Origin of the sequence: Corynebacterium sp. H130, assembly GCF_037572395.1 — a bacterium.
Taxonomy (GTDB): domain Bacteria; phylum Actinomycetota; class Actinomycetes; order Mycobacteriales; family Mycobacteriaceae; genus Corynebacterium.
In genome coordinates, this window is record NZ_JBBHLA010000001.1 from 633,575 (window position 1) to 647,957 (window position 14,383).

The 14,383-nt window shown below is 57.4% G+C and carries 18 protein-coding genes; 10 read left to right on the plus strand and 8 right to left on the minus strand.

Translation table 11 applies throughout. The features are described from left to right. Positions 1–30: 30 nt before the first annotated feature. The 5 genes from WG939_RS03120 to WG939_RS03140 all read right to left on the minus strand — a co-directional run bounded on the left by WG939_RS03120 (position 31) and on the right by WG939_RS03140 (position 3,807). Positions 31–1,509, minus strand: coding sequence for a HAMP domain-containing sensor histidine kinase (locus tag WG939_RS03120; RefSeq protein ID WP_339982353.1), 1,479 nt, complete (start codon positions 1,507–1,509; stop codon positions 31–33). Beyond that, on the minus strand, positions 1,506–2,201 hold the full coding sequence (locus WG939_RS03125; protein ID WP_339982355.1) for a response regulator transcription factor: 696 nt from the start codon (positions 2,199–2,201) through the stop codon (positions 1,506–1,508). Before WG939_RS03125 ends, WG939_RS03120 begins: the two co-directional genes overlap by 4 nt. Before the next feature lie 158 nt (positions 2,202–2,359). Further along, entirely contained in the window at positions 2,360–2,533 is a 174-nt protein-coding gene (rpmF, locus tag WG939_RS03130; RefSeq protein ID WP_339982358.1) for a 50S ribosomal protein L32, read from the minus strand. An 18-nt stretch (positions 2,534–2,551) separates the two neighbouring features. After that, on the minus strand, positions 2,552–2,818 hold the full coding sequence (locus WG939_RS03135) for a type B 50S ribosomal protein L31 (protein WP_339982361.1): 267 nt from the start codon (positions 2,816–2,818) through the stop codon (positions 2,552–2,554). Positions 2,819–2,934: 116 nt separating this feature from the next. Beyond that, complete coding sequence (locus WG939_RS03140; protein ID WP_339982363.1) at positions 2,935–3,807, minus strand: CPBP family intramembrane glutamic endopeptidase; 873 nt, start codon at positions 3,805–3,807, stop codon at positions 2,935–2,937. Positions 3,808–3,914: 107 nt separating this feature from the next. Here WG939_RS03140 and WG939_RS03145 point away from each other — a divergent pair, with 107 nt between their 5' ends. The 10 genes from WG939_RS03145 to WG939_RS03190 all read left to right on the plus strand — a co-directional run bounded on the left by WG939_RS03145 (position 3,915) and on the right by WG939_RS03190 (position 11,335). Beyond that, entirely contained in the window at positions 3,915–5,045 is a 1,131-nt protein-coding gene (locus WG939_RS03145) for a sensor histidine kinase (RefSeq protein ID WP_339982366.1), read from the plus strand. Next, positions 5,045–5,641 carry a response regulator transcription factor gene (locus tag WG939_RS03150; RefSeq protein WP_339982369.1) on the plus strand — a complete coding sequence of 199 codons (597 nt, stop codon included), beginning with the start codon at positions 5,045–5,047 and terminating at the stop codon, positions 5,639–5,641. The genes WG939_RS03145 and WG939_RS03150 overlap by 1 nt, the downstream gene beginning before the upstream one ends. 198 nt (positions 5,642–5,839) lie before the next feature. Next, positions 5,840–6,076, plus strand: a complete 237-nt coding sequence (gene rpmB, locus WG939_RS03155; RefSeq protein ID WP_339982372.1) for a 50S ribosomal protein L28 — start codon at positions 5,840–5,842, stop codon at positions 6,074–6,076. A gap of 3 nt (positions 6,077–6,079) precedes the next feature. After that, positions 6,080–6,244, plus strand: a complete 165-nt coding sequence (rpmG, locus tag WG939_RS03160; protein WP_156192867.1) for a 50S ribosomal protein L33 — start codon at positions 6,080–6,082, stop codon at positions 6,242–6,244. Between the two features lie 3 nt (positions 6,245–6,247). Further along, a complete protein-coding gene (gene rpsN, locus WG939_RS03165; RefSeq protein WP_182386608.1) occupies positions 6,248–6,553 on the plus strand; it encodes a 30S ribosomal protein S14 in 306 nt (101 codons plus the stop codon). Between the two features lie 18 nt (positions 6,554–6,571). Then, positions 6,572–6,820, plus strand: a complete 249-nt coding sequence (gene rpsR / locus WG939_RS03170) for a 30S ribosomal protein S18 (RefSeq protein ID WP_047239834.1) — start codon at positions 6,572–6,574, stop codon at positions 6,818–6,820. Positions 6,821–7,225: 405 nt separating this feature from the next. After that, positions 7,226–7,996, plus strand: a complete 771-nt coding sequence (locus tag WG939_RS03175; RefSeq protein WP_339982647.1) for an electron transfer flavoprotein subunit beta/FixA family protein — start codon at positions 7,226–7,228, stop codon at positions 7,994–7,996. Positions 7,997–8,005: 9 nt separating this feature from the next. After that, positions 8,006–8,881: an electron transfer flavoprotein subunit alpha/FixB family protein gene (locus WG939_RS03180; RefSeq protein ID WP_339982385.1), complete on the plus strand. Its 876-nt coding sequence runs from the start codon at positions 8,006–8,008 to the stop codon at positions 8,879–8,881. Then, a complete protein-coding gene (locus tag WG939_RS03185; protein ID WP_339982387.1) occupies positions 8,878–10,344 on the plus strand; it encodes a cytochrome b/b6 domain-containing protein in 1,467 nt (488 codons plus the stop codon). The genes WG939_RS03180 and WG939_RS03185 overlap by 4 nt, the downstream gene beginning before the upstream one ends. Positions 10,345–10,432: 88 nt before the next feature. Next, the gene (locus tag WG939_RS03190; RefSeq protein ID WP_339982389.1) at positions 10,433–11,335 is read left to right on the plus strand and encodes a hypothetical protein; all 903 of its coding nucleotides are present in this window, start codon (positions 10,433–10,435) and stop codon (positions 11,333–11,335) included. Between the two features lie 19 nt (positions 11,336–11,354). Here the strand turns inward: WG939_RS03190 and WG939_RS03195 are convergent, their stop codons facing one another. From WG939_RS03195 to WG939_RS03205, 3 genes are read right to left on the minus strand one after another with little or no spacing between them, the layout of a single operon-like run. Beyond that, positions 11,355–11,993, minus strand: a complete 639-nt coding sequence (locus WG939_RS03195; protein WP_339982391.1) for a 3-oxoacid CoA-transferase subunit B — start codon at positions 11,991–11,993, stop codon at positions 11,355–11,357. Further along, complete coding sequence (locus tag WG939_RS03200) at positions 11,993–12,688, minus strand: CoA transferase subunit A (RefSeq protein ID WP_339982393.1); 696 nt, start codon at positions 12,686–12,688, stop codon at positions 11,993–11,995. The genes WG939_RS03195 and WG939_RS03200 overlap by 1 nt, the downstream gene beginning before the upstream one ends. Beyond that, the gene (locus WG939_RS03205) at positions 12,689–14,383 is read right to left on the minus strand and encodes an AMP-binding protein (RefSeq protein ID WP_339982396.1); all 1,695 of its coding nucleotides are present in this window, start codon (positions 14,381–14,383) and stop codon (positions 12,689–12,691) included.

Genomic DNA, 14,383 nt, shown 5'->3' on the forward strand with positions numbered 1-14,383 from the left:
TCCAGCACGTTGCTGAACACTTACTGTACGTTAACTGAACGGCAATTCTCGCGTTTGATTCGAATCAATTTTTTCGTGGAGTCGACCCGCTTCTGGGGTTCTGCCACCCGGAAGCGTAATCTGCATGAGGGTGCCACCATCTTCTGAATCCCGGACTTCGATCGTGCCGTTGTGGCGGTCAATAACCTGCTTCACGATCGAAAGTCCGAGGCCAGAGCCAGGCATGGATCGAGCCTGCACTGCGCGGTAGAAGCGCTCGAAGACCTTCTCGCGCTCTTCTTCAGGGATGCCGGGACCGGAGTCGGCCACGAGGACGTGGATCGACTTGTCGTCGATAGGCACCATCTTCAAACGCACGACGCCATTCGGCGGAGACCACTTGGCGGCGTTGTCCATGAGGTTGACGGTAGCGCGGCCGAGCGCGAAGGAATCGCCCATGAGGTACCACTGGGCACGTTCGAAGGTGAATTCCACGTCCGGGCGACGGCGGCGCACACGCTCGAGCGAGTTCGCCATGGTGTCTTCAAGGTCCACCAGTTCCAGTTCGCTGCGCTTGGAATCTTCGCGAGCCAAGTCAACGAGGTCGCCGATCAGGGTGGACAATTCGTCGATCTGCGCGATGACGTCCTTCTCCAGATCCTGCAGGTCGCCGTCGGAGAAGTTCGGGGTTGGCGACTTACTGACCATCATGAGCAGCTCAATGTTGGTGCGCAGCGATGTCAATGGCGTCTTGAGCTCATGGCCAGCATCGGCGACCAGCTCAGTTTGTCGCCTTCTCGACGCGTCAAGCGATGCAAGCATGTCATTGAAGCTTCGCGTGAGCTGAGCCAGTTCATCACGTCCGTGTACTTCAATTGGCTCCAGGGAGTCCGTTGCCGTCACGTGCTCAACAGCTCGTTGCAGGCGGGTCACCGGGCGAAGACCCGTGGTGGACACCACCATGCCGGCTGCAATAGCCATCAGGGTGCCCAAACCAGCGATGATCAGCAGCACCATACCCAAGGAGCTCACCAGGGCGTAGGTCGGGCCCAGGTCCTGTGAAAGGACCACTGTGGATCCCGCAGCATTGTTGACGGCAATGACGCGCTCGTCGCCCTGATTGCGCAGGCTCATCTGGGTCTCGCCGCGGATCACTTCCCCCTCGTCAACAAGGAGGATGCTGTCACCGTAACCTTCAGCTTCTCCCTGTGGGAAGAACCTGATTTGCACATTAGGGTTGTACGTGCGGAACGTTGCCAGCTCTTGGTCGATCTTGCTGGCAAACTCCGGATCGTTACTGCGCTTTAGGAACGACTGCGCCGTCGTAGTGAGCTCACTGTCGACACTGCGATTCAGCGAGGTAGAGACAGTCCAGTAAGCGACAATCGTCATGACACTCACTGCCGCTGCAACCATCACGGCGGTGACGATTGCGAGCTGCCAGCGCAGTGGAGCTTTGCTCCAAGAGCCACGCTGCCAATTCTGCTTGCTAAGTGGCTCTTCTTCTACCGCAGGGTTCTTCAGAATCACTGGGCATTCTCACGCAGGACGTAACCAACGCCACGTGCAGTGTGGATGAGGCGAGATTCGCCCTCTGCCTCAGTCTTACGACGCAGGTAGCCAATGTACACTTCGAGCGCGTTTCCGGACGTTGGGAAGTCGTAGCCCCACACCTCTTCGAGGATGTGGCTACGGCTCAGCACACGACGCGGGTTAGCCAGCAGAAGTTCGAGCAGTGCAAACTCAGTACGTGTGAGGCTAATCTGGCGCTCACCACGGTAAACTTCGCGAGTTTCGGTGTTGAGGCGAAGATCCTCGAATGCGAGCTCCGGCGACTCGTCTTCACCTGGGCCAGCCTCGTTGAAGGAGCGACGAAGCAGGGAACGAACACGCGCGAGGAGTTCTTCCAATGCGAATGGTTTTGGAAGGTAGTCGTCGGCACCGGCATCCAGGCCCGCAACACGGTCAGACACACCATCGCGTGCGGTAAGCACGAGGATTGGTCGGTTGTCACCGGTGCTGCGCAGCTTGCGGCACACCTCAAGGCCATCAAGGACTGGCATCATCACGTCGAGAATGACCAGGTCTGGTTGCTCTTTGTGGATCATTTCGAGAGCCGCTGCGCCGTTATCGGCCATGAGGACCTCATAGCCGTTGAAGGTGAGCGAGCGTCGGAGCGAATCGCGAACGGCCTGTTCGTCGTCGACAACAAGAAGTTTCATGAGAGTTTACGCCTGACTAGATGGAAGTTGGTTCGAAAAAGTTTCGATACTGTCTGTACATTCTACGGCATAAACATAAGGAAAAACCGACTCATTCCTTAAAAGTATGATCAGGAATGAGTCGGTTATTATTTTTCAGCGAAAAACCGCTAAAAATCTTAGAACTGCTCGACGTCTACGAGACCGAGCTGAGCTGCCTTGACCAGACGGCGTGGGATCTGAACTTCCTTGCCATCGATCTTGACGGTCTGGAGGGCGACATTGTCAGCCTTCCACTGGGAACGACGTGCGTGGGTGTTAGCACGCGACATACGACGCTTTGGAACTGCCATGTTGTTTTCCCTCCTTCTTTACTTGTTCTTCTTACGGCGAGCGAGTGCACCGTAACGCTGGTTGAACTTCTCGACGCGGCCAGCGGTGTCCATGACGCGCTGTGCACCGGTCCAGAATGGGTGAGACTCAGAGGTAACGTCAACCACGATCAGTGGGTACTCGTTACCGTCTTCCCAAGAAACCGTGCGGTCGGAAGTAGCGGTGGACTTGGTCAGGAACTGGAAACCAGTACCTGCATCCTGGAAGACCACTGGGTGGTAATCCGGGTGGATATCCTTCTTCATATGTTTATTCCCTCAGGATTGAACTTCAGGTCGCTTCTGCACGCTCTTTAGCGCCGATCGTGCCTGAGTTGGGATTGACAAGACTTTGACTGACCTTTTAGTCAGCACCGCAAAGACTATACACGCTGCAGGTCCGGAGACGAAATTTCTAATCTCGTACTCTTTCCCAATTTCAACAATCCTACTGCCACAATCAGATAACCGACTCCGATCATCACCCAGTCAACGGCGACCATGGCATACGGCACGGCTATCGCTGCCAACACGGTGCCGACATGAAATCCACCGTGAATTCCCACAGCCTGCCAAAAGTTGCCAGTTTGAATCACTAGCGTCCCGGCAAGTAAGCCGAAACCTAGCGGGATCATCAAGTACAAAATGCGCTCAAGCAAATTCTGTTGTCCGCCGTTGGAAAAGAGGTGAATGATGGTGAAAACTAAAGTCGTAAAAGCAAGCATTCCCTTCGGTCGCTGAGGCAAGAGCTGAAGGAGCCATCCGCGGAACAATAGCTCCTCCGGAATTCCTTGGAGAAAATACGCACGCCCCAAGACAAACAGGGTGAAAGTCCACCAAGTTGCCTCCCCCATCTGTGGACCGTCAATAGTTTCGCGTGCCACGTCAGGGAAAAATGCTACAGAAAGTGCGCGGGACGCTACTACAATGACCGCGCTAAGCACCGACCCAACCGCCAGTCCACTTGCCCATTTCCGATGGAATCGCATTCCGGTGAACTGAAATGCACGTCGCTCGACGAACCTGATCCAAATTGCGGTCGCTGCCCAGACCAGCAGAAATACTATGATGAATATTGCAGAGACTGCCGCCAGTTGCTGATAGTGGCTGAGGTTGTCGCCCCGCACCGTCTTTTCGACAATTAGGCCAGCAGCAATATTTGCACCAAACAAGATTCCCACGCCTACGATGCTGCGTATTGCCAGTCCCCACCAGTTCAACGGGACCAAAGGTTTCGGAAGTGATCGAATAGTCATGCCCTTAGTGTCCTGTCATCCCCGATAGACCAACACTTCCGAAGGTCATGAATAACCATGACCCTAGTCATGATTTTTTGACTTAAAAGCTACATACACTCATTGACATGGCTCGCCATTCCTTCCACAACAGCGTGATTGATCCCAAGCTTTTCGACGCCTTCTTTTACATCACAATCGCCTTGTACTTACGAGTTTTTGGATTCGTTGAAGACACCCTGGGATGGGTCTTGTCGATTGGCGCACTACTCGTCATGATTGTGATGTGGCACCGCTGGAGGCGAGCACCGTTTTCCTCCCCAGTTTCAGCTTTCCTCTTCACTGTGGCCAGCACTGTAGGGTTCATTTTGATCGGCAACTTGATCGGTATCGCACTAGTGTGGCTCGCATTGACTCAGCTAGTTTTTAGTCTTCGCCTTCGCTGGACGTTGGTTTACCTCGCGACTCTTTCTTCAGTGACTTTTGTGTTGCATGCCGTCGTCGGCGCCAACTTTTGGAAGGGAATTTGGGAAGCAAGCGCGATGGCGCTCCTCATGGCTTGGGGGATCAACTTTGCGATGCTTCTCAAGAGAGCTATACGTCTCGACGAAGAAAGAGCCGTTGCTTACTCGGGACTTCAACGCCAACTTGAGCAAAGCCAAGACCTCGTGATCAATGAAGAACGTGCACGAATTGCGGACACACTTCATGATGGCCTCGGACATAAACTTACAGCCGTGTGCATGAGCCTCGATTTCATATCGAAGACTATCCCGAGTCGCCCAGAGAAGGCGCAGGCAGAAGCAGAAGTTGCTCGCAAACTCACTTCTGAAGCCATCGATGACATGCGCAAGGTAGTGCGCGCCATGAATCCGATCGCGATCGACAACAATCCAATCACAACGATTCAGACACTCGCGGAGTCATTTTCCACCACTAGTTTGCAGGTGAGCTTTGAAACGAACATCGACCACTTACCAGAAGAGCAAGCACTCCTCGCACTCCGCTTTTCACAGGAGGCGTTGACCAATGTGGTGAGACATTCTGATGCCACTGAAGTAAGGATGTCTCTCAAATCTGGCGAACGCACCACCTTCACCGTTCACGACAATGGCGCTCCCCCTACCGCCACCTTTCCTGGCTTCGGCATACGATCCCTCACCGAACGAGCCCTTGAACAGGAAGCCACCGTCTCTTATGACACCTCGAACGGATTCTCTCTGACGCTCACGATGCCAACGAAAGAGGCAGTTTCCTAATGCGTATCGTCCTCGTCGATGATCATGATCTCCTCCTACGTGGCATGCAGCTGATGTTTGAAGAGGTGCCGGAGATCGACGTTGTCGGCACCGCCCACAATGGAAATCAAGCTTTAGCCGTCGTCAATGCCACGCAGCCCGACGTGGTGGTAACCGATGCGCGCATGCCTGAACTCGACGGCCTCGGCCTTGTCCGGGCATGTCGCGAGCGCCACACGGACATTCCACTGCTCATTCTCACCACTTTTGAGGATGCGCGTGCTGTCTCGCAGCTTATCGACGCCGGCGCCTCCGGATACCTATTGAAAGACGTCGGACTGGATAAGTTGGTGGAGGCAATCAAGGCGGTCGCCAACGGCGGCCTCGTGCTTGACCCCCGTGTGGCGCGCTTTGCTCGGCACGAGGAGTTGTCCATCCTTACGCCTGCGGAGACGCGTGTCGCGAAGCTGGTGGCACTCGGGATGAACAATCGGGCGATCGCGGATAAGCTCTGTCTTGCTGAGGGAACCGTGAAGAATCACGTGTCGCAACTGCTCCGAAAATTTGAGGCAGCAGATCGCACACAACTCGCTCTTAAGTTGGCACATGCGATGTGATTGTGACGCATGTTGCGTCGATAAACGTGCGCCACTAGGCGATTAGGTTTTTCGCCCGTCAAGCGGTAAGGTTTCCCCTTGCTGTTGTCGAAATATTCGTTTTCGCCCTCCTCAGCCGGCTCAAGTGTGCCCCTAACCAGCGGTTAGGCGTGGCACCTTTCGTCTAGTTGCAGGTGGGCGGCTAGGAGAAAGAAAGTTATGTCGGCTATTTGCCAGGTAACGGGACGGAAGCCAGAGTTTGGCAAGTCCGTTTCCCACTCGCACCGACGCACGTCTCGCCGTTGGAACCCCAACGTGCAGCGTCGTAAGTTTTTCGTGCCGTCCCTCGGACGCACCATCACCCTGACCGTATCCACCAAGGGCCTGAAGGTCATTGACCGCGACGGCATCGAGTCCGTCGTTGCTCAGCTGCGCGCACGAGGGGAGAAGTTCTAACCCATGGCACGTAATGACATTCGCCCAATCATCAAGCTGAAGTCTACGGCTGGCACCGGTTACACCTACGTCACCCGTAAGAACAAGCGCAACAACCCGGACCGTATGACCATGAAGAAGTACGATCCGATCGTCCGCAAGCACGTCGAATTCCGCGAGGAGCGATAATCTATGGCTAAGAAGTCTAAGATCGCCAAGAACGAGCAGCGCAAGGAAATCGTCGCCCGCTACGCGGAGCGTCGCGCTGAGCTCAAGGCTATTATCAAGAACCCTAACTCCACTGACGAAGAGCGTCTCGACGCTCAGTTCGAGCTGAACCGTCAGCCACGTAACGCCTCCCCAGTCCGCGTCCGCAACCGCGACGCTGCTGACGGCCGTCCACGCGGCTTCCTTCGTAAGTTCGGTCTGTCCCGTGTTCGCGTTCGCGAAATGGCTCACCGCGGTGAGCTGCCGGGCGTCCGTAAGTCCAGCTGGTAATTAGGGAGATTTGCCACAATGAAGCGCACCAACATGAAGAAGGCGCGGATCGAGCAGTCCCGCCGCCCAAAGAAGAACCCACTCAAGGCTGCAGGCGTTGAGAAGGTCGACTACAAGGACATCAACACCCTTCGCCTTTTCATCTCTGACCGCCACAAGATCCGCTCTCGTCGCGTCACGGGCCTGACCCCACAGCAGCAGCGCCAGGTTGCTACCGCTGTGAAGAACGCACGCGAGATGGCTCTCCTGCCGTTCACCAGCCGCTAAGTCGACTGAAGTACAACGCATAAACGCTCTGCCGTTGGGAATCCAGCGGCTAATCGATAACACAGCGCGCCAATGCCGCTGACAATCGTGACACGGCAAAGGCAAGAAGCAAGACCCTCACCTATTGGTGAGGGTCTTCTTCGTTTCTTTGATGAACTGTTAGTTTGCACAATGTTCGTACCCAATTGGTCGTGGAACTTTAGAGAGCCCCTCAGTGGCCGGCGAAAAAAATGGGGTTTTACGACCAACTTGATTCGAAGTGCCGAGGACTGCCGCTACATCCACTAAGAGCAAATCCCACACCAAATTTCCCAAAACGTTGCCCAGGTCACATTTCTTCCACTAAGTTAGTTAATGACCATTAACTGACATTCCCGCATGAGGCATTTGCTGCGGAAAGGATGCATTGTGAAGATCGTAGTTTTGGTGAAAGAAGTCCCCGACACCTACGGCGAACGCCACCTTAACCTTGAGACAGGCCTCGCCGAGCGCGAGCACGCAGACAACGTCCTTGATGAAATCTGCGAGCGCGCCATTGAAGCAGCACTGAAACTCAAAGATGACGGCGACGAAGTACACCTGCTCACAATGGCCCCCTCCAGCGCCGAGAAGTCGATTCGCAAGGGGCTAGCCATGGGCGCAGACGAAGCCCTGCATATCGCGGATGAGAAGCTCAAGGGCGCGGATCTCACAGTGACTGCTGAGGTGATTGCGAAGGCCGTCGAAAAGCACGGTTATGACCTTGTGTTGGCCGGCAACCTTTCCACGGATGGCAACGGCGGAGTGCTTCCCGCGATGATCGCTGAGCATTTGGGGTGGCCGAGCCTCACACAGCTCACGGAGCTATCCGTTGACGGGAAGTTGAAAGGCAAGCGCGCCACTGACACAGAGGAGCAGGAGCTCGAGGCTGAGCTGCCCGCAGTGGTGTCGATAACCGAAAACTTCCCTGACCCGCGCTACCCCAACTTTAAGGGCATCATGGCGGCGAAGAAGAAGCCTCTCACTGCTCTCACCTGCGCTGATCTCGGTGTCGATCCGGAAGATTTCTCCCATCCGCGCCTCATCATGACGGCAGTCGCTCAGCGTCCGCCTCGCGAAGCCGGCACAAAGATCACCGACGATGGCACCGCTGCCGCACAGCTCGCAGACTACCTCGCCGCCAACTCCCTCATCTAAGGACTCGCCATGAACATCCTGGTTATCGACTCCCCCGAGCTGCTCGGCGCCGCCTCCGCCCTCGGTACCCCAGTCGCGCTCACCACCGACGCCACCGACCTCCAGGCCGAACGCATCTACACCGCCCCCAAGGACGCGCTTATCGACGCCGCCTGCCACGTCTACGAGCAGGAACAACCATCCGCGATCCTCCTCTCACATTCAGTAGAAGGCTGTGAGATCGCCGCGCGGTTGTCCGTTCGCCTCAAACTCGCACTGGCCGCCGATGCCGTAGCGATCTCGCAGGACGAAGAAGGCATCATCATCGAGCACTCCGTGTTCGGCGGAAACTACAACGTCACCTCCGCGCCTACATTCGGATGCCCCATCATCACGGTGCGCAAAGGCGCCATCACCGAGCAGCCCCAGCAAGGCGCAGGCACCGTCATCGACCTTGACACTCCCGCCACACAACGCAGGACTGCCACGATAGTTTCCGCGGCACCGTTGCCACAAAACACCGGACGCCCGTCACTGATCGGCGCCAAGAAGGTCGTCTCTGGCGGGCGTGGATTCGGTTCTGAAGAAGGATTCGAACTCGTTGGCCAGCTTGCCGACGAGCTGGGCGCCGCCGTCGGCGCTTCCCGCGCGGCGGTCGACGCAGGTTATATTGATCACTCTGCACAGGTCGGCCAAACCGGCGTGTCCATTTCGCCAGATCTCTACGTTGCGCTGGGAATTTCCGGTGCGATTCAGCACTTGGCCGGTATGCAAACCTCGAAAAACATTGTCGCGATCAACAAAGACAGCGAGGCACCTATCTTCGAGATTGCCGACTTCGGTATTGTAGGCGATGTTTTCGAAATCATTCCGAAGCTTATTGAAGAGATCAAGGCGCGACGATGAATGTTCCTCCCCTTCGCAGGGGTCTTCCCCGAGAGCCCGGCGATGAGCCGTGGCCACCAGAAGGTGCTACCCCACCAGCAGCAACCCCACCTGGTGCTGCGGTTCCTGGTGCTGCGGTTCCTGGTGCTGCTGTGCCCAGCGCAAAGCCACCGGTGGCCCCTCCTCCGGTAGCTTCCCCACCAGTGGCCACTGCACCAGGGGCTGCGTCCCTTCGTCAAGGTCTGCCTCGCACTCCAGGTGGCGAACCATTCCCACCGGCTGCTGCGGCACCGGGAGCAGCTGCGCCAATGGCTACTCCCCCAGTTGCAGCACCACCGGCTGCTGCTGCCCCAGGTGGCGCTACTGTCGATCAACCCCTTCGCCAAGGACTTCCGCGCACGCCAGGAGGAGCGCCATTCCCTCCGGTGGCAACTGCTCCAGTAGCAGCGCCACCAAGCGCGACCCCTCCTGCGGCTACTCCGCCAGCTGCCGTCCCACCCGCAGCCCCAGGTGTAGCAGCTCCGGTTGCTGCACCACCAGCAGCTACGCCTCCTGTGGCTGCTCAGGAAGTGAAGAAGGCAGAGAGGCCTGCGGAACCAGCGAAGGCGGAACCGGCCGTCGAAAAGCCTGCGTGGCTTGGCAAGGCCATCGCGGGGGGTATCGCTGCGCTGGTGTTGCTCGTGGCTGGGGTCTTTGTGTCGCGGGGCATTATCGCTGGTTCGGACTTCACCGAGCGTTACACGGGTGTCGCTCCGATGCTGTCGAACGCACCGGTTGGTTTGCCGGCGTGGCTTGGTTGGTCGCACTTCTTCAACATGTTCCTCATGGTGCTGATCATTAGGACCGGCCTCCAGATCCGCGGAGAGCGCAAGCCGCCGGCGTACTTTACGTCCAGGCGCACGGGCAAGAAGGTGTCGCTGACCATTTGGTTCCACACCTCCCTCGACCTGCTGTGGCTGCTGAACGGCCTGGTGTTCTACGTACTGCTGTTCACCACCGGGCAGTGGATGCGCATCGTGCCGACCAGCTGGGATATCTTCCCGAACATGGCCTCCGCAGGGCTGCAGTACCTGTCGCTGAACTGGCCAACCGAGAACGGTTGGATTCACTACAACGCACTGCAGCAGATGGCCTACTTCATCACCGTGTTCATTGCTGCGCCACTCGCCGCGATCACTGGCTACCGGATGAGCACGTGGTGGCCAAAGGACTGGAAGTTCTTCCCAGTTCAGATCGCACGAAAGCTGCACATGCCGGTCATGCTGTACTTCGTGCTGTTCATCATCGTGCACGTATTCCTCGTGTTCACCACCGGCATGATGAAGAACCTGGGACACATGTTCGCCGCCACCCCGGACGGTGGATGGCTCGGACTCGTGCTGTTCCTGGTGTCGGTGCTGGTCACCGCAGGCGCTGCATTCGCAGCACGACCGCTGGTCCTCGCTGTCCTTGCCCGCCCGTTCGGCGAGGTCACGAACCGTTAAGCGTCTAACACGGGGTGGCTCCTTCACGTTGAAGGGGCCGCTTTTGTGGTTTATTGGGTCTTACTGGTGGTCACGCGAAGGAGAAGACATGGACCCAAAGCGATTTGCCGAACGAATGCAGCGAAATCTGTGGTTGCTGGAATCCGAAAACCTTTATCGCACCAGCGATGACCAGGTACGGCAATCCAAGCTTTCGGTTGCTGCCACATGGGACGACGGAGAAAAGTTTTGGGTCGTCATCAAGATCGACGCGGGACCGCAACGGGGCTATGTCGGTTACTCAGACTCGATGAGCACAGCAATGAGGAAGCGGCAGGATGACCTTGAAGCGGCGTTAGCTCATCATATCGTCCTGCAAATGTATGGTGACGCAATGGTGCAGTACCTTGCTCCGGAGCCCTCTGAGGACATTCATTGGCGCTATTCGCAAGGCGAGACTGGCCTTCCGCGCACCCTGCATGACATCCCTTCGGGCAACTCGTGGGTCGGAGAGCTGCGATTTCCCCCATTCGATCTAGCGGAACACCTAAACCAAAACTTCCTCAGTGTGATAAGGCGCAGCCTGCTGACCAAGTTCGTGAAAGTGAAGTCGCTGACCGACACCGATGCAGTGGTGGAGGCCCGTGCAGGGCGCCTCTTTGGCAATGCAACGCCCTTCGACCATTCCGCAACATACCGACTCTCGATAAGCTTCGACCAAGTTGCACTAATCACGGAATTCCTAACTCATCCACTCGGTAGCTTTGACTGTAGGGGACCGGAGACACGCGTCATTACCTGGTCAGACATTTGTCCCGAGCGCTCCGAATGGGAACTCGAAGGTGCTCTGAACTGCCTCCTGGGACGAATACATCACGAGCTTTTGGGCTTCTACCACTCCCACAAAGAGTACGTGGATTCGTATTTCAGTCATCACAACGAGGACATCCTTGCCAGAGTCTCGCTGACCGGCTTCTCGGAGGCTGTCACGCTTCGCACATCGTTCCCGTGAACCTGCAGGATGCGATTAGCTAATCCAGCTCCACCACGTAAGCTGCTGCCGTGTTCTTCTCGATGTCCATGAGCGTCACATCCGGTGCCAACTTTCGCAGCACCAGGTGATCACCGTCCACGTCGAATAAGCCTAGGTCAGTGATGATGCGCTGCACCACCCCAACACCGGTGAGCGGGAGCGAACACTCGCGAACCAGCTTCGGCGAGCCATCCTTAGCCACGTGATCAGTAATCACCACGACGCGTGGGGTGCCCGCGACCAGGTCCATTGCGCCGCCCATGCCCTTGACCATCTTGCCTGGGATCATCCAGTTGGCAAGGTCGCCGCTTTGCGAGACTTCCATTGCCCCCAGCACCGCCATCTTGACCTTGCCACCGCGGATCATTGCGAAGCTGGTGGCCGAATCAAAGGTAGAGGCGCCTTCGATCAGAGTCACAGTTTGCTTACCAGCATTAATCAGGTCCGGATCTTCTGTACCTTCAACTGGAAACGGCCCCATACCGAGGATGCCGTTTTCGCTCTGCAGCACCACGTGAACGCCCGGCGGCAAATGGTTGGCCACCAGCGTCGGGATGCCGATGCCGAGGTTGACGTAGTCGCCGTCCTGTAGTTCCGCAGCCGCGATTGCTGCCATTTCATCACGAGTCCACGGCATTACATACTCCTCACTGTGCGCTGCTCAATGGGCTTGTCCCGGCCGGTGAGCACCATGTGGTCAATGTGGACACCCGGGGTGTGAATCAGGTCCGGGTCAATGTCGCCGATCTCGCGGATATGCTCGACCTCCGCTAGCGTGACGACGCCCGACTCTGCACACAGCGGGTTAAAGTTGCGGGCGGTCCTGCGGTAGATGAGGTTTCCGGCGCGATCACCTTCAAAGGCGTGGACGAGGGCGACATCTGCGACGATTCCCCGTTCTAGTACGTACTCGCGACCATCAAACGTAGCGATCTGCTTGCCTTCGGCCACCAGGGTGCCAACACCGGTCGCGGTGTAGAACGCTGGAATGCCCGCTCCCCCGGCGCGCAGGCGCTCCGCCAAGGTGCCTTGCGGGTTGAACTCGACTTCCAATTCGCCAGCCAAGTACTGGCGGGCAAACTCCTTGTTTTCGCCCACATAGGAGGACAAGACCTTAGAGACTTGCCCGTTTTCTAGCAAGAGGCCGAGGCCTTTGCCGTCGATGCCCATGTTGTTGGAGACGACGGTGAGGTTTCTGCGGCCGACGTCGCGAAGCGCCTCGATCAGCAGGAAGGGCACGCCGCAGAGCCCGAAGCCACCGACGGCGAGCGTCATGCCATCTTTCACCGTGTCCCCGACCAGGTCGACGACTGAAGATCGAACCTTGTCCATTTACACCCACCCCAATACCTTCGGTGCCATTTCGCGCAGCTCCACCTTGCGGACCTTGCCGGAGACGGTCATTGGGTAGGAGTCGACGATGTGGACGTACTTCGGGATCTTGTGACGGGAGAGCTTGCCGTGGGCGAACTCCGCGATCTGGTCCACCGTGAGGTCCTCCACCCCATCCTGCAGGATGATCCAGGCCATGATCTCCTCGCCGTACTTGTCGTCGGGAACACCGATGACCTGCGCGTCCACCACATCTGGGTGGGTGAAAAGGAACTCCTCGATTTCGCGTGGGTAGATGTTTTCGCCGCCGCGGATCAGCATGTCTTTGAGTCGTCCGGTGACCATTAGGTAGCCGTCCTCGTCAAAGGTGCCCAGGTCTCCTGAGCGCATCCAGCCGTCCTCACTGATTGCTTCCGCGGTCTTCTCCGGGTGCTCCCAATAGCCCTGCATCACTGAGTAACCGCGGACATAGATCTCGCCCTGGGTGCCGACGGGGACGGTTTCGCCGGTCGCGTCGTCGACAAGCTTGCATTCAATGTGCGGCATGATCTGGCCCACGGTGTTCACGCGTTTCTCAAGTGGCGCGTCGGCGCGGGTTTGGAAGGAGACGGGCGAGGTTTCAGTCATGCCGTAGCAGATGGAGATCTCCTGCATGTTGAACTTGTCCATGACTTCGCGCATGGTTTTCGAAGGGCAGGAGGTGCCGGACATGATGCCGGTGCGCAGCGTGCCGAGCCCGTAGGGGGAGCCGTATTCTTCGTGGTCGTGGGCCTCGTCGAGTTCTTTGATGAACATGGTCGGAACGCCATAGAGCGAGGTTGCTTTGGCAGCCTGGACAGCCATGAGGGTTTCGCGTGGCTTGAAGGACGGGGCGGGCACGATGAGGCAGCCACCGTGGGAGAAGATACCGATGGTGGCCATGACCATGCCGAAGCAGTGGAAAAATGGCACCGGCGCGCACACGCGGTCTTCTTCCGTGTAATTCAGCATCTCGCCGACAAAGAAGCCGTTATTCAGGATGTTGCGGTGCGTGAGCGTCGCGCCCTTAGGGAAGCCGGTGGTGCCGGAGGTGAATTGGATGTTGATCGGGTCGGTGTTCTTCACCTCCGCCACGTACTCGGAAAGGTCGTCGATCTCGCCGTGCATGGCGTCATACCATTCGGATCCACCGAAGTAGATGACCTCTTTCAGCTTGGATCCGCGCTGCTTGCGGGCCTCATTGAGCATGGTGCGGTACTCCGAGTCCTTGAATCGGCGAGCAGCAAAGACGAGCTTCACACCAGCCTTTTCCAGCACATAGTTGAGCTCAGATTGGCGGTAGGCGGGGTTGATGTTGACCAAGATGAGCCCAAGGTGGTGGCAGGCCCACTGCACCACAAGCCACTCCCAACGATTGGTCGACCAAATGCCTACGCGATCGCCACGTCGGTAGCCGCGACGGATGAGCTCGCTAGATAGGCGCAGCACGCGGTTGTAAAAGCGCTCGTAGGTGAAGGAGACATCGGCGTAAACGTCAACGATGCAGTCGCGGGACGGGTACTTTTCCACCATGGTGCGCAAAATCTGACCAAGGGTTTCCTCGCGCAGCGGAGCGGCGCCCTGGTCGACGCCCGCACCGATCACGTGGGACATGAGCTGACCGTTGTCGTCCACCACGATGGAGCCGTAGGACGTGGACTTGGTTTGAAGAGTCAT